Source organism: Desulfobotulus sapovorans DSM 2055, assembly GCF_059569355.1.
In genome coordinates this window covers 111788-127612 of the sequence record NZ_JCANVJ010000004.1, presented here as the reverse complement: position 1 = coordinate 127612, position 15825 = coordinate 111788, and the positions used below count along the sequence as shown (strand labels likewise).

Below are 15825 nucleotides of genomic sequence, written 5' to 3'. Positions count from 1 at the left end.
AAAAAGAATATTTTTGTTTTTTAGTTCAGACCGGTCTCTGGGGGGCGGAGGGTAAGAGTGCCTGTGCCAGCACCTCATCCATATGACTTACGGCAATGAGCTGAAGTTTTTTACGTACGGAGGAAGGAATCTCTTTGATATCTTTCTCATTTTCCTTTGGGTACAAGACCCGGCTGATGCCTCCCCTGTGGGCTGCCAGTACCTTTTCCCGTAAGCCGCCAATGGGAAGAACCCTGCCACGCAAGGTGATTTCTCCGGTCATGGCCACATTTCTGTCTACGGCCCGCCCGGTAAGGGCGGAAACAAGGGCTGTACAGATGGCTATGCCCGCGCTGGGGCCATCCTTGGGAATGGCTCCTTCAGGAAAGTGAATGTGCAGATCCTTTTCCTTGTAAAAGTCAGGAACAATGCCAAAATCTGTACTCCGGAAGCGGACATAACTGACAGCCGCACGGGCAGATTCCTTCATGACATCTCCAAGCTTGCCCGTTACCGTCACTTCCCCCTTGCCAGGCATCAGGGCTGTTTCAATGGTCAACAGCTCTCCGCCGGTCTGAGTCCAGGCCAGCCCGGTTACAGATCCGACCTCATGTTCTTCTTCTGCACGTCCAAAACGGTATTGATCCACTCCCAGATATTTCCGAACACCTTCGATATCAATGCTGAAGACAAGTTTTCCGGAATGCCGTACCAGTTCCCGGGCCACTTTGCGACAAACCGTGGCAATCTGCCTTTCCAGACTGCGGACTCCGGCTTCCCGTGTATGATGGCGTATCATGTGTAAAATGGCATTTCGGGTGAAGCGGATCTGCGAGGTGTCCAGGCCATGCTGCTCCACCTGTTTGGGGATCAGATGCTGTATGGCGATGTGCAGTTTTTCGATTTCCGTATATCCCGGAATACGTATGATTTCCATGCGATCCTGCAGGGGTAGGGGAATATTGTGCAGGGTGTTGGCTGTGGTGATAAAGAGAATTTCCGAAAGGTCGTAATCCAGATCCAGATAATGGTCATTGAAGGAGGCGTTCTGTTCAGGATCCAGCACTTCCAGAAGGGCTGCCGAAGGATCCCCCCGAAAATCCATGCTCATTTTGTCCACCTCATCCAGGCAGAAGACGGGGTTGCGTGTCCCCGCCTTTTTAAGACTCTGGATGATTTTTCCGGGCATGGCTCCGATGTAGGTTCTCCGGTGACCGCGGATTTCCGCTTCATCCCGTACTCCTCCCAGAGAAAGGCGTACATATTCCCTGCCCGTTGCCCTGGCCACACTGCGGGCAAGGGATGTCTTACCGACTCCCGGAGGCCCCACAAGGCAGAGGATAGGCCCCTTGATCTTTTTTACCAGGGTTTGTACGGCCAGATATTCAAGAATACGTTCCTTGGGTTTTTCCAGGCCATAATGATCCTTGTCCAGTACGGTTTCTGCAGCATGGATATCCATGGACAGCTCGGACAGCTCATTCCAGGGAAGATCCAGGATCCAGTCCAGATAATTGCGCACCACCGTGGCTTCTGCGGACATGGGGGGCATCATTTTCAGTTTGCGGATTTCTGATTTTACACGGACAATGGCCTCTTCCGAAGGTTTTTTCTCCTCCAGTCGCCGCTCCAGCTCTTCCGCCTCTTCCAGACTGTCTTCGCCGTCGCCCATTTCTTTGCGGATGGCCCGTATCTGTTCATTGAGGTAGTAGTGGCGCTGATTCTTTTCCATCTGTTTTTTAACCCGGCTGCGGATTTTCTGATCCATGGAGAAGATTTCCATTTCCGTTCGGATCAGATTCACAAGAAGCAGCATCCGTTCCGCAAGCTCCTCGGTTTCAAGGAGCTGTTGTTTGTCCGCAATCTTAAAGGAAAACTGGGCAGCCACCGCATCGGCCAGATGGCCGGGTTCCTGAATAGTGGCCAGGGCATCCAGGGTTTCCTGGTTCAGTTTTTTATTGAGATTGGCGTATTCCCTGCATGCCTCCATGACGGCATGGGTCAGTGCCTGTGCCTCCACAGGCTGTACATCCATGGGGGCCATGGGCAGGACTTCCACGCGGGAGTAGGCACCTGTCTCATCACAGGCCCGTATCTGCGCACGGAAATCTCCTTCCACCAAGGCTTTGACAGTACCATCGGGAAGCTTCAGCAGTTGCAGAACGCGCCCTACGCAGCCGACCCGAGCAAGATCTTTTTCTCGGGGTTCATCCACGTCCGCTTCCACCTGGGAAGTCAGAAAGATCCGTCGGTCATGCTCCATGGCTGCCGAAAGGGCCTGGATGGATTTTTTCCGGCCAACAAAAAGGGGGGCTACCATATGGGGAAAAAGCACCATGTCCCGCAAAGGGAGCAGGGGAAGTATCAACACGGCCATATTGTCATCCTTAAGGGGTGAAGGTTCCCGGAAAGATCCGCAGTGCCTTCTTTTCACACGCAGGCCCCAAAAAATAAGGAAAGGCCTTAAACCTCAGAAGATATCCTGGGGTTCAAAACCTTTCCCGAGGGGGGTGCTTCAAGCCTGCTGCTTGGATTGGGCATACAAAAGAATGGGTTCTTCCTTGTTCAGTACCACTTCTTCACTGACCACGCATTCCTTCACGTTTTCCAGTGAAGGAATCTCATACATGATGTCCAGCATGATATTTTCAATAATGGCACGCAGCCCCCTGGCACCGGATTTTCTCCGTACGGCTTCTTTGGCAATGGCCTCCAGGGCACCGTCTGTGAACCGCAGATTGACACCTTCGTAGGCGAAAAGCTTCTGAAACTGCTTTACAAGGGCATTTTTAGGTTCCTGAAGAATCTTGACCAGCGCATCCTCCTTCAGTTCTTCAAGGATGGCAATTACCGGTAAACGGCCCAGAAACTCGGGAATCAGGCCGAATTTCACAAGGTCTCCTGCTTCGGCCATGTGCAGCAGTTCTGTGGAAGACTTTTCACCGGGTTTGGTTACTTTGGCACCAAAACCCATGGCCTTCTGACCAATACGGCGCTGCACAATCTTGTCGAGGCCGGTGAAGGTTCCCCCGCAGATAAAGAGGATGTTGGAGGTATCCACCTTGACAAAATCCTGCTGGGGATGCTTGCGTCCTCCCTTGGGCGGTACACTGGCTGTGGTGCCTTCGATGATCTTCAGCAGAGCCTGCTGGACGCCCTCTCCGGAGACATCCCGTGTGATGGAAGGGTTGTCGCCCCGGGAGGCGATCTTGTCAATCTCATCAATATAAACGATGCCCCGCTGGGCCCGCTCCACATCGTATTCCGCATTTTGCAGAAGAGAGAGGATGATATTTTCCACATCCTCGCCCACATAGCCCGCCTCTGTGAGGGTGGTGGCATCGGCAATGGTGAAGGGTACATCCAGAAAACGGGCCAGGGTCTGAGCCAGGAGAGTTTTGCCGCTGCCCGTGGGGCCAATGAGAAGAATATTGCTTTTCTGAATTTCCACTTCATCGTGGATATCCCGGCCGACAGAAGATTCCAGACGACGGTAGTGATTGCGTACAGCCACTGCCAGGGTTTTTTTGGCAGCATTCTGTTCAATCACGTAGTCGTCCAGACGTTCCTTGATTTCCTTGGGTGTCAGCAGAGCCTCCGGAGTCTCCGGAGCCTTATCCCCTTCTTCTTCAATGATCTCACTGCATAACTGGATGCATTCGTCACAGATATAAACCGAAGGGCCTGCGATGAGCTTGCGGACATCCTTCTGGCTTTTTCCGCAGAATGAGCAGTACAGCCTGTCTCCGGTATCTCCGTGATCCGTCATTTGGCCTCCGTTTTTTCGATAATGGCCGCAAGATCATCCCGACTGGCCACCACATGATCGACAATGCCGTAAGCCTTGGCTTCCGCGCCGCTCATGAAATGATCCCGATCCGTATCGGCCTCTATGGATGCAAGATCACGTTTGGTATGCCGGGCAAGGATGTGATTCAGGGTATCCTTGATCCGTAAGATTTCCCGCGCCTGGATCTGAATATCCGAGGCCTGCCCCTGGGCACCCCCCAGAGGCTGATGGATCATGATACGGGAATGGGGGAGGGCATAACGTTTCCCATCGGCCCCTGCGGCAAGGAGCAAGGCTCCCATGCTGGCCGCCTGGCCGATACATACGGTCACGACATCCGGCTTGATGTACTGCATGGTATCGTAAATGGCCATGCCTGCCGTGACGACGCCACCAGGGGAATTGATGTAAAAATTGATTTCCTTTTCAGGATCTTCGGACTCCAGAAACAGCAACTGGGCCACAATGAGATTGGCAATCTCGTCATTCACTGCAGATCCAAGGAAAACAATCCGATCCTTGAGGAGCCGCGAATAAATATCGTATGCTCTCTCGCCTCTGCTGCTTTGTTCCACGACCATGGGAATCAGCGGCACGACGAACCTCCCTTTTTCTCTTTGTTGGACCCGATATCTGCGCGGCACACCTGGAAGGGCCTTCAGGCCCTTCCTTACAGACAAACATCAGGCTTCGGACGTCTGGTCTTCCATTTCTTCCGCTGCTTCAGCGGCTTCCGGACTGACCTCTTCAATAACACTATTTGTCAAGATAAGCTGAATAGCCTTTTTTTCAAGCAGAGTATGTTTTAAATACTCCAGCTTTTCCGGGCTGGTCTCGTAAAAACTGCGAATCAGATCTACGGGCTGATTGAAATTCCTGGCCAATTCTTCCAGACCGGCTTCAATTTCATCCTTATCCAACTCCAGTTTTTCCTGGGTGATAATGGCTCCCAGGATCAGGTGGCGGCGGACCTGTTTTTCAGCAAGCTCCCGGTATTCTTCGGAAAGACTTTCGCGCGAGTACCCCATCTGCTCAAAGCTGATTCCATTGGCGGAAAAGGCCCTTTCCGCTTCCTCAAGAATACCTTCCAGCTCATAATTCACCATCACATCGGGGACTTCAAAGCTGGTTTTTTCGATGAGGGTGGAAAAAATCTGTTCGTTCAACTCCTGCTCAATGCGTTTGTCATAGCCCTGCTGCAGGTTCTCCCGGATAGCCTTGCGGAGATCGTCTACGGTTTCAAAGCTGCCAAAGTTCCGTGCAAAGCTGTCATCCAGCTCCGGAAGCACCTCTTCATGGATATCCTTCAGGGTCACGGTAAAAGAAAGGGTCTTGCCGGCAAAAGCCTTGTTCACATACTGATCATCATAGGCAACATCGAAGGTGCGGGTTTCTCCGATATGCATCCCTTCCAGATTTTCATCAAAGGCGGGAGAAAGGGTATTGCGGCCAATGCGGTAGGCATGGTTCTCCGTTTTGGGAGTCCCGCTGAAAGTTTCAGTGTCGAGAAGGCCTTCATAATCAATGAGGACAAAGTCACCGGAGACAGCAGGTCTCTGATCAGAAATGGGTACTTTTTTTGCAAGGTTTTTCCGGAGCATTTCAACCTGCCCCTCAACTTCTTCTTCAGTGAAGGCATAGAGGGTTTTGCGCAGGGTCAGTTCCTTGAACGCAATGTTTTTTATTTCAGGCTTGATTTCCAGGGTAAAACTGAACCTGAAAGGGCCTTTTTCATCAAAATTTCCCAGATCCGGTGCGTCAATATGGGGGGTTCCGATGAAGGCAAGCTGTTCTTTACGAATGGCTTCGGCAAAGGCATCCTGAATCAGTTTTTGGGAAACATCGGCATAGACATCTTTTTTATACATGCGCTCCAGAGTGGAACGGGGAATTTTCCCGGGACGAAACCCCTTGACCTTAACGCTTTTTTTCAGATCCTGATAGGCGTTATCCACAGCCTGGGTAACCTGTTCACCAGGAATCTCAATATGCAGGGCCTTCTTGACCGTGCTCAGATCTTCTACCGTAACTTGCATGACGATCCTTTCTTCGTAAACACCCTAAAAGCCCATGGGAAAGACTTCATCCCTCCCCAGAACAGGGGATAGCCCGACGGGGCTGTACGGGATGAATTTTGAAGTTTTCATGGGGGAGACCGTTCCTGCACTCCCCGAACCAATCCATTTTGCTGAAACCTTATGATGGGGATTCCATACAGAGATCCGAAATCCGGGAAACACCCGAAGCCCACGAAAGAATTTTTCGACGGAATGGCCTGATGTTCACCTTGACGGGACAGGAATTTTTCCCGTAGAGTCTACTTTCTGCTGGGTTTCCTTGGCGGATATGCCCAGACTGGCACCCTGGGCGGCATCCGGCGCAATCTTTTAAATTTAATCACGCCATTCTTATGTGTCAAGCAAAAAGCCTTTTACAGCCATGCCCGTACCCAGGGAAGACAAGCCTTCGAAAAAAATATATTTTTTTTCTTTTGCTTTTCATCCCACAGCTTGTCTCTTCAGGCCCGTCAGATGGACACTTTTATCCGGAAAAAAGGCCTGCCCTTATCATCCTTGATCCTGGACATGGGGGGAAGGATACCGGCGGAAAAGGGCTTCATGGGGCAACGGAAAAAGGACTGGTTCTCCAGCTGGCCCGGCGCATTGCCCAGGAACTGACCCCCTTCTGCCGCACTGTACTGACCCGGGAGAGTGATTTTGATCCCGGACTTATCAGGCGGGCTGAAATGGCCAACCAGGAAGGCGCCCGTCTTTTTATCAGTCTGCATACGGGGGCTGTGTTCCGAAACCATCCTGGTTCCATCCGTATCCTGTATGGCTTCCAGCCTTCTCCTGGGCAAATCCAGAATCCCGCGGCCTGGGATCAGGGGCAGATTCCCCATATCCAAGACAGCGCACAATTTGCCCGAATCCTGGCTCATACCCTGGAAAGTGCCGCATTATGGGAAAAGGTACATCTGCAGCAGGCAGAGCTGTTACAGCTTAAAAGCCTGGCTCTGCCTGCTGTTCTCATGGAGTTTGGACATCTTAATGTTCCTAAGGATTTTCTCTGGCTCAGCAACCCGGTTCAGCAACAGGCACTGGCAAAAAGCATTGCCCGGGGAATCCGGAGCTATCTTGAGGAGGGACAGGACACCGGGAACCCCTGAAATCCTGCATCATGGCAGAAGTCCGTTGCAAGAATATGGCCGACACGAGACTCCGGTTCTTTCAGAAGCCCGGTCATCAGGTCGGCCATTTTCAGACTGTCTTAAACAGAAATTTTCGCGAGGATTTTTTTGCCCAATCCTTTACAGGGGAATTTCCTCCAGCCCGATCCCCAGAGCTTTTGCCACGCCTTGGCCATATGCAGGATCCGCTTTGTAACAGTTTGCTATATGCCGGAGTTTTATTTCTTTGGGGGCATCCCCCATGGCACGGGCCGTATTGCTGAAAAGGGCCTCCATCTGTTCATCATTCATCAGCCGGAAAAGGGCTCCGGGCTGGGAGTAGTAATCCGTATCTTCCCTGTGGTTCCAGTGATCCGCAGCCCCTTCGAGACTCAGGGGCGGTTCAGAAAAATCCGGCTGTTCCTGCCATTCTCCGTAGCTGTTGGGTTCATAGCCAAGGGTGCTGCCATGGTTGCCGTCCACGCGCATGGCTCCGTCTCTGTGGTAACTGTGGAAGGGGCAGCGGGCCTTGTTCACGGGAATGAGGTGGTGGTTGACACCTAAACGGTAACGCTGGGCGTCTCCATAGGAAAACAGACGGCCCTGGAGCATTTTGTCCGGAGAAAAACTGATACCCGGAACGACATTGGCAGGGTTGAAGGCGGACTGCTCTACTTCCGCAAAATAGTTTTCCGGATTGCGGTTCAGCTCCATGATCCCCACCTCCATCAGAGGATAATCCTTGTGGGGCCAGACCTTGGTGAGGTCAAAGGGATTGTAGGGACATGAAGACGCTTCCTTTTCCGGCATGATCTGCACAAAAAGAGTCCAGCGGGGAAAATCGCCCTTTTCGATGTTCTCATAAAGATCCCGCTGATGGCTTTCACGACATTTTCCGATGAGGGCTTCGGCTTCGGCATCCGTCAGGTTTTTGATACCCTGCTGGGTTTTGAAGTGGAATTTCACCCAGTAACGTTCGTTTTTGGCATTGATGAAACTGAAGGTATGGCTGCCAAAACCGTGCATGTGGCGGTAGGTGGCGGGGATGCCCCGGTCGCTCATGACCACGGTGACCTGATGCAGGGCCTCGGGCAGGGATGTCCAGAAATCCCAGTTGTTTCTGGCACTGCGCAGGTTGGTGCGGGGATCCCGTTTTACCGCATGGTTTAAGTCGGGGAACTTCAGGGGATCGCGCAGGAAGAAAACGGGGGTGTTGTTACCCACCATGTCCCAGTTGCCCTCTTCTGTATAGAATTTAACGGCAAAGCCCCGGATGTCCCTTTCCGCATCCGCAGCCCCCCTTTCACCGGCAACGGTGCTGAACCGGGTGAAAAGTTCGGTTTTTTTGCCGATCTCGGAAAAAATTTTTGCTCGCGTGTAAGGCGTGATGTCGTGGGTGACGGTGAAGGTACCATAAGCTCCGGAACCTTTGGCATGCATTCTGCGTTCCGGAATGACCTCCCTGTCAAAGTGGGCCAGTTTTTCCAGAAACCACACATCCTGAAGAAGCATGGGGCCTCTCGGGCCTGCTGTGAGGGCATTCTGGTTGTCGGGAACGGGGGCGCCGGCATTGGTGGTGAGTTTTTTCTTTTCGTCTGTCATGCAGCATCTCCTTTTGGTGGTGGGGGAACCGCTTGGTGAGCGGATATGACGCCTGCGGGATCTGCAAAATAGAAAAATGAAATCAAACGGATTTCCTGATGATATGATTTGGTGGCACCGCATGTCAAACCACAATATTGATGACAAGGTTGCTTCAGTTATCGTTCCCGCGCAGGAACGTGGGGAAGATGGGGCTAATGCTGTAAGGTTAAATGGCAGGGCTGTTCTTGCCCTTCAGGGAAATGGCACAGAACCTTAAAGAAGAAGCTGGGTACTGTGAGGCTGAGTTAGGGCTGTAAGTCTCCTGAGTGCCAGGGAGGGTCAGAAGAGGGCAGATAAGCGCGTCGGGGTACGGGGCAAGGCTCCAGATGAACGTCTGAATTTCCAGAGGCTTCCAGAAATCCAGTCCCAAAGATTTTTTTTACCGGGCTGACCCCACAGACGGGCAGCCCGGTTTTGGTGACGGAAAAACCTCACGCCGCTCCCGACATCAGAAGGGAAAGCACATGCTCTTTGCTGACCTTTCCCTGGGCCTGGGCAAAGAGGCCGGCGTTGGTGAGGTTTTTCATCCGGTTCATGTTCATGCTTTCTTCGGCAAGATCCACATCCCGAATGGAGGACTCCGCAGCCAGGGTCTGTATCCGGCCTGTGTCAATACTCCGGATACTGCTGCCCATCTGGTTATAGGCCGATCCCAGAGTGGCCCGGTTGGTATTCACCTGATCCAGGGCGGCATCCACAATCCCCAGGGCTGCTTCCGTCCCTTCGGATGTGGTCACGTCAATTTCCGCCACGGTGCCCAGTTTCGGATTCCCCAGATTTCCGGAATTGACCGCATCAATGGAAAAGTTTACGGTCTGGCCCGGTAAGGTACCGATCTGAAAAGTCTTGTCCGTGAAGGTTCCGGAAAGAAGGGGCTGATTGTTGAAACGGGTGGTACCCGCAATATCATCCATGGAGCGGACGGCTTTGGAGATATCCGCCTGAATGGCGGCCCGGCTTTCCGGAGACTGGCTGGCATTGCCCGCCTGCAGCACCTTTTCCCGGATACCGTGAAGGGTGGCGGAAACACCGGAAAGCCCCCCATCGGCCACCTGGGCGATGCTCACCGCATCACTGGCATTGCGCATGGCCTGCCCCAGGCCTCTGGACTGGGAAGAAAGGCTGGTGGCGATGCGCATTCCGGCCACATCATCGGCGGCTGTCCGGATACGCTGACCGGAGCCCATACGGGAAAGGGACGTTTCAAAGCCCTGCTGTAACCGTGAAAGCTGGTTGACCCCGGACATGCCTGCGGGGTCAGTGTTGAATCGGAGGGTCATGACAACCTCCTTTGTGCTGAAGTGGTGGGTTTCCGTGGAAAGGATTCGGTAGAAGTCACGGATGAAAATATAATAACCCATAGATTTTTAATGTCAATTTAATCATAAAACTCCCATGCACACCGCGGGCTGTCCCGACTGCCCATTTTGAAAAAAAGGATTTACGGATGAAAGGCCGGGGATGTACCATGCAGTGGCCGACAAGGGGGTCGGGAGCGGCCCCTTCATGAAACAGCAGACCTGTTCCGCCCGTTTTCAGGGGCCTGCCCCAGGCCGACTTCATCCTTTCAACCATATCCAGGTTTCGGCGGGTATCCGGCCCAAAGACCTGTTCACAGGGAGATCACCAGAACACCATGTCCCAGACGCCACACTATGATATCCTTGTCATCGGTGCCGGTCATGCGGGTTGTGAAGCCGCTTTGGCCGCAGCCCGCATGGGATGCCGCACCTGCCTTTTTGCCATCGACCTTGACAAGCTGGCATCCATGCCCTGTAGCCCCTCCATCGGTGGGACAGCCAAGGGCCATCTCGTCAAGGAAGTGGATGCCCTGGGCGGTGAAATGGCAAAGATTACGGATAAAACCGCCATTCAGTATAAAACTCTTAACACCAAAAAAGGGCCTGCCGTCTGGTCCTCCCGTACCCAGAACGATAAGAATCGCTACCACAGGGCCATGAAACAGGTGGTGGAACAATGCCCCAGCCTGGATCTGCGTCAGGCCCTCATTGAAGAGCTGATTGTGGAGGATGGCCGCATCCTCGGAGCTGTGGACCATACGGGTTTTGCCTACAGGGCAGATTCTGTGGTGCTGGCCACAGGAACCTTTCTTTCGGGGCGGGTGCACATCGGCCTGAAGTCCATTGAAGCGGGAAGGGCAGGAGAGTTTGCCGCCTACGGACTGGCCCGGAGCCTGAAGGCCCTCGGACTTTCCCTCGGCCGCATGAAGACGGGCACGCCTCCCCGGCTCAAAAAGAACTCCATTGATTTTTCCAAATTTGAACGTCACACGGCAGACAGCGATCCCAGGCCCTTTTCCTTTTCCTCTGAAAGCCCTTCCAGCCTGCCCCAGCTTCCCAGCTGGATAGGCCGCACCTCTCCCCGAAACCGGGAAATCGTGCTGGCCAATCTGGATCGTTCTCCTTTGTATTCCGGTGTTATTCAGGGCGTTTCTGCCCGTTACTGCCCATCCTTTGAAGACAAGGCCGTCAAGTTTCCCGAAAGGGAAACCCACCAGGTGATTCTGGAGCCGGAAGGGCTGGATACCGATGAAATCTATGCCAGTGGTCTGGGCAACAGCCTGCCTCTGGATGTACAGATTCCCTTTGTGCGTTCCGTTGCAGGACTTGAGGAAGCGGAAATCATCCGACCGGGCTATGCCATTGAATATGATTTTGTGGATCCCCTGCAACTGAAGCCCACCCTGGAATGCAAGTCCGTCGCTGGTCTTTTTCTGGCAGGTCAGATCAACGGCACCTCGGGCTATGAGGAGGCTGCTGCCCAGGGCCTCTGGGCCGGAATCAATGCTGCCTGCCGGGTTCAGGGCCGCCCCCCCTTTCTGCCGGACAGATCCGAGGCCTATATGGCCGTCATGGTGGATGACCTCGTCACCCGGGGCACACGGGAGCCTTACCGCATGTTCACCTCCAGGGCGGAATACCGCCTCCTGCTGCGGGAGGACAATGCGGATCTGCGTCTGGCGGAAAGGGCCCATGCTCTGGGACTTGTGGATCAGATTGCTGTGGAAAGGGTTCGGGAATACCTGCGGAAAACGGAGCTGGAAATTCAGCGCATCCGCAGCCTCCATGTCAGCCCGGGGATCAGCAGTGCCTTTCTGAGGCAGGCCGGATCACCGGAGCTGAAAAACGGTGCCCCTTTGGATCAGCTTCTGAAAAGGGTGGAACTGGATTATTCCTGCGTGGAAGCCCTGGCTCCACCTGAAACTCCCATGGAGGATCGGGTGAAACGTCAGGTGGAAATCGCCATCAAATATGAAGGCTATATCCAGCGTCAGCTTCAGGAGGTGAACCGCTTCCGAGACCTTGAAAAAATAAAGATCCCCGAGGATTTCAGTTATGAAGGTCTGCCCGGTCTTTCCAATGAGCTGGCGGCCAAGCTTCTCAAGATCCGACCCCATACCCTGGGACAGGCCTCCCGTATGGAAGGCATGACGCCTGCTGCCCTGAGTCTGATCCGGGTGGCTTTGAAAAAAAACAGAGAAAACGAATCTACCCTGGGGTGAAGAATGTTTTCGATAGAGGATCTTCGTATTCATCACATCGGCCCCATTTCCCTTAGGGTACGTGAAGGAGAATGTGCAGGAATATCCGGCCCCTCGGGAACGGGTAAAAGTATTTTTTTCCGGGCTCTTGCCGATATGGAACCCTTTTCCGGCAAACTGTGTCTGCAGGATACGGAACATAGGGACATACCGGCTCCCCTGTGGCGCAGGCAGGTGGCCCTGCTGCCTGCGGAGAGTCAGTGGTGGCAAGCGGAGGTGGGGGCGCACTTTCCACAGAATTTTCCTGTGGAAGCCGCAGCAGGCCTGGGGTTTGCGCCAGACGTTGCACGATGGGCCATCCATCGCCTCTCCAGCGGGGAAAAGCAACGCCTAAGTCTCTTGCGTATTCTTGTCAATCGGCCACGGGTGCTCCTCCTTGATGAACCCACGGCCAATCTGGATCCGGCCATGGTCAGGGCTGCGGAATCCCTGATCCTGGATTATCAGCAGAAAGAAAACGCAGCCCTGCTCTGGATCAGTCATGACAGGGAGCAGCTGCAGCGTGTCGCCCATACCCTTTATCACCTGGAAAACGGAAGACTGTCCCTTAAGGGAAAGGTGCTTCGCTGAAGGAGTTTCCATGGTTCTGCTCACCCCCTATGACCTGATACTGGCCGCATCCCTCATTGTCATCAATGCCGGACTTTCCCTTCTGCTGAACCTCGGAATCGGCCGTTCCCTTCTCATTGCCGCCATCCGAACCACCCTGCAGCTCTTTCTCCTGGGGCTTGCACTGAAATTTATTTTTAATCTGGTGCATCCGGGGCTGATTGCGCTCATGGCCCTTTTCATGCTCTCCACCGCAGGCTGGGAAGTCATGCGGCGCCAGCAGTATCGTTTTCTGGGATTCTGGGGATTTGGTATTGGTGCCTCATCCATGTGCCTTTCTTCCTTTCTCATCACCTTTTTTGCCCTTGTGTGTATTCTCCGGAATGACCCCTGGTATGCCCCCCAGTATGCCATCCCTCTTCTGGGGATGCTTCTTGGCAATACCATGAACGGTATTGCCATTGGTCTGGATCGTCTGACCCAGACCGTATGGGAAAAAAAAGCCATTATTGAAACCCGGCTTATGCTGGGCCAGAATTTTTCCGAAGCCCTGTCCGATATCCGTCGGGACAGTATCCGCAGCGGTCTCATCCCCATCATCAATGCCATGAGTGTGGCCGGTATCGTCAGTCTGCCGGGTATGATGACCGGCCAGATTCTTGCGGGAGCGGCTCCCATGGAAGCGGTGAAATATCAGATTTTCATCATGTTTCTCATTGCAGGGGGAGCGGGCTTTGGAACGCTTTTTGCCATAGGCGCCGGTGTGCGGAGACTTTCGGACAAGCGCCACCGCCTGCGACTGGACAGATTGGGAGCAGGCAGCCACAGGTAGCGGCAAAGAAGAGTGCCTTCGTCTGCCTCCGGATATCTGATCTTGTCCAAAAACAAGGCCATGTATTGACAGCTTTTCAAGGACAACTATCTTTTCTGGGTCAAAATACCGTTTCCTTCCTTCAGGGGAGTTCAGGAGAAAAACCATGAGCAGTACAGACTACTATGAAATTCTCGGAATTGACCGCAAGGCCAGCCCGGAAGAAATCAAAAAAGCCTATCGAAAACTTGCTCAGCAGTACCATCCGGATAAAAATCCCGACAATCCCGGTGCAGAAGCCACCTTCAAAAAAATCAGTGAAGCCTATGCCGTTCTTAGTGACCGGGAAAAACGTCAGCAGTATGACACCTATGGTTCCGCAGGCTTCCAGCAGCGTTATACCCAGGAAGATATTTTTCGAAATTTCGATTTTTCCGATATTTTTAGGGAGTTTGGCTTTGGGGGTTCCGGATTTACATCCTTTTTCGGAACCGGGGGCAGGGGGGGGGGGCGTTTTCACCATGCCCCCGTTAAAGGCAGGGACAGGATCTATGAGCTGCCTCTTACCCTGAGAGACATGGCAGAGGGGGCGCAGAAAACCATCAGTTTTTCCCTTCAGGGTAAAAATGAACAGCTTCAGGTTCGTATCCCAAAGGGCATGTTGCCTGGCAAAAAGATACGCCTTTCCGGTAAGGGCGATCCCAGCCCCAACGGCGGCCCTCCCGGTGATCTTTACATTCAGGCCAGCCTGATACCGGATCCGGTCTTCCGCAACGAAGAACATGATCTTTTTCTGGATCGTACCCTTCGGCTCAGTGAGGCGATACTGGGAACCCAGATTCGTATTCCCACCCTGGAAGGGAAAGAGCTTGAGCTCAAAATAGCCCCGGCAACCCAGCACAAAACCCGGATGCGTATCCCTGGGAGAGGGCTTCCCCATATGCAGAATTCTGAAAAAAAAGGAGATCTTTATGTCCAGATTCTGGTCTCCCTTCCCAAGGAACTGAATTCGGAGCAGCTCCGGCTTCTTGAAAAATTGAAGGAAGCAGGGCTTTGATAGCGATATCCCTTAAGTACCGTTCTGATTTTTGACGCTTTCCGGATCAGGCGCCTTCCGATTCCCAAGGATTTTTTGTCAGACACCGGGAGCTGTGCGGCACCACATCCTGTCTGCAAAGTTCACAAAAAGAAACACAGATCCGGTAGAACGGTTGACTTTCTTCCGTTTTCCGGATATTTTTTTCCCGTTAATTTTCCAGCAAAACCCCATCGGATCCAGAAACTTGCAAGGATTACCCCATTCCCATGACAGAACTTATTCCCGTATTGTCTGAGCAGGAAATTCACTCCCGTATTCAAGCCGTTGCCAGGCAAATTTCCGAAGACCATGAGGGAAAACCTCTGGTCATGATCGGCGTACTTAAAGGGGCCTTTATTTTTCTCGCGGATCTTGTCCGGGAACTCTCCGTGCCCTGCACCATTGACTTCATCGGGGCTTCAAGCTACGGCAAGGAGCAGATTTCCTCCGGACATGTCCGTATTACCAAAGATATTGATCTTGATCTGGTCGGTACCCATGTGGTGCTTGTCGAGGATATTGTGGATACGGGTCTCACCCTTTCCCATATCGTAAAGCATATCCAAAATCGCGGTGCCGCCAGTGTTAAAATCTGTACTCTTCTGGACAAGCATGAACGCCGCGAAAAAAATATTGATATCCATTATATCTGTCACAGCATTCAAGACGGTTTCATTGTCGGATACGGTATTGATTATGCAGAAAACTACCGCCACCTGCCGGCCATCTATCATCTAAAATCCTAAAGAGAGGATGCTTCCATGATCATCACGTGCGAGGCCTGCGCCGCCCGATTCCGACTTGACGATCATTACATAAAGCCGACCGGCACCAAGGTGCGTTGCGCCCGCTGTCGTCACGTTTTTATTGCCTACCGAAAAACAGATCCGCAAGCCTCTGAACAGGAGGTAACTGTACAAACCGCTATTTCCCCTTCCCCGGCGGTTGTCTTTCCCCCATCATCTGCTGCCTCCCAGACCGCTGCCAGAACTATCCTTCCGGATCTTGCCCCTTTACCGGACTTTACCGTACTGTCCCGTGATGTACTGCCCAATCCGGATATTCCCGATTTTGACCCGGACTTTCTGAACAGTCTGACGTCTTCTCCCGAACAGCTTCCGACAGGCGCGGTTTCCCAAACGGCCACAAACGATTTTAGTCTGGACCTGGATCTGGAACCCGAGGCCACGCCTGCCAAGGCTGCAAGTGAAGATTTCAGTCTGGACCTGGATCTGGATCTGGA

The 15825-nt window shown here is 53.0% G+C and carries 13 protein-coding genes; 7 read left to right on the top strand and 6 right to left on the bottom strand.

All coding sequences use genetic code 11. The features are described 5' to 3' along the window. Positions 1 to 25: 25 nt before the first annotated feature. From lon to tig, 4 genes are all read right to left on the bottom strand, one after another. Positions 26 to 2356, bottom strand: a complete 2331-nt coding sequence (gene lon, locus BR04_RS05550) for an endopeptidase La (protein WP_496355008.1) — start codon at positions 2354 to 2356, stop codon at positions 26 to 28. Between the two features lie 138 nt (positions 2357 to 2494). Then, positions 2495 to 3748 carry an ATP-dependent Clp protease ATP-binding subunit ClpX gene (clpX, locus tag BR04_RS05545; RefSeq protein WP_496355007.1) on the bottom strand — a complete coding sequence of 418 codons (1254 nt, stop codon included), beginning with the start codon at positions 3746 to 3748 and terminating at the stop codon, positions 2495 to 2497. Beyond that, on the bottom strand, positions 3745 to 4365 hold the full coding sequence (gene clpP, locus BR04_RS05540; protein WP_496355006.1) for an ATP-dependent Clp endopeptidase proteolytic subunit ClpP: 621 nt from the start codon (positions 4363 to 4365) through the stop codon (positions 3745 to 3747). The genes clpX and clpP overlap by 4 nt, the downstream gene beginning before the upstream one ends. A gap of 87 nt (positions 4366 to 4452) precedes the next feature. Continuing rightward, positions 4453 to 5805, bottom strand: coding sequence for a trigger factor (gene tig, locus BR04_RS05535; protein WP_496355005.1), 1353 nt, complete (start codon positions 5803 to 5805; stop codon positions 4453 to 4455). 455 nt (positions 5806 to 6260) lie between these two features. Between tig and BR04_RS05530 the strand changes: the two genes are divergently transcribed. Continuing rightward, a complete protein-coding gene (locus tag BR04_RS05530; RefSeq protein ID WP_496355004.1) occupies positions 6261 to 6938 on the top strand; it encodes an N-acetylmuramoyl-L-alanine amidase family protein in 678 nt (225 codons plus the stop codon). A gap of 141 nt (positions 6939 to 7079) precedes the next feature. Here BR04_RS05530 and BR04_RS05525 read toward each other — a convergent pair whose 3' ends face one another. Beyond that, complete coding sequence (locus tag BR04_RS05525) at positions 7080 to 8540, bottom strand: catalase (RefSeq protein ID WP_496355003.1); 1461 nt, start codon at positions 8538 to 8540, stop codon at positions 7080 to 7082. Between the two features lie 473 nt (positions 8541 to 9013). Next, positions 9014 to 9862 carry a flagellin gene (locus BR04_RS05520; protein WP_496355002.1) on the bottom strand — a complete coding sequence of 283 codons (849 nt, stop codon included), beginning with the start codon at positions 9860 to 9862 and terminating at the stop codon, positions 9014 to 9016. A gap of 356 nt (positions 9863 to 10218) precedes the next feature. Here BR04_RS05520 and mnmG point away from each other — a divergent pair, with 356 nt between their 5' ends. The 6 genes from mnmG to BR04_RS05490 form a co-directional block, all read left to right on the top strand. After that, on the top strand, positions 10219 to 12105 hold the full coding sequence (mnmG, locus tag BR04_RS05515) for a tRNA uridine-5-carboxymethylaminomethyl(34) synthesis enzyme MnmG (protein ID WP_496355001.1): 1887 nt from the start codon (positions 10219 to 10221) through the stop codon (positions 12103 to 12105). 3 nt (positions 12106 to 12108) lie between these two features. Next, entirely contained in the window at positions 12109 to 12714 is a 606-nt protein-coding gene (locus BR04_RS05510) for an ABC transporter ATP-binding protein (protein ID WP_496355000.1), read from the top strand. Between the two features lie 10 nt (positions 12715 to 12724). After that, on the top strand, positions 12725 to 13525 hold the full coding sequence (locus BR04_RS05505) for an ABC transporter permease (RefSeq protein WP_496354999.1): 801 nt from the start codon (positions 12725 to 12727) through the stop codon (positions 13523 to 13525). A 145-nt stretch (positions 13526 to 13670) separates the two neighbouring features. Beyond that, on the top strand, positions 13671 to 14561 hold the full coding sequence (locus BR04_RS05500) for a DnaJ C-terminal domain-containing protein (RefSeq protein ID WP_496354998.1): 891 nt from the start codon (positions 13671 to 13673) through the stop codon (positions 14559 to 14561). Positions 14562 to 14809: 248 nt separating this feature from the next. After that, positions 14810 to 15328, top strand: coding sequence for a hypoxanthine phosphoribosyltransferase (hpt, locus tag BR04_RS05495; RefSeq protein WP_496354997.1), 519 nt, complete (start codon positions 14810 to 14812; stop codon positions 15326 to 15328). 15 nt (positions 15329 to 15343) lie between these two features. Further along, positions 15344 to 15825 (top strand): zinc-ribbon domain-containing protein (locus BR04_RS05490; RefSeq protein WP_496354996.1); only part of this gene is annotated, 482 nt, incomplete at its 3' end.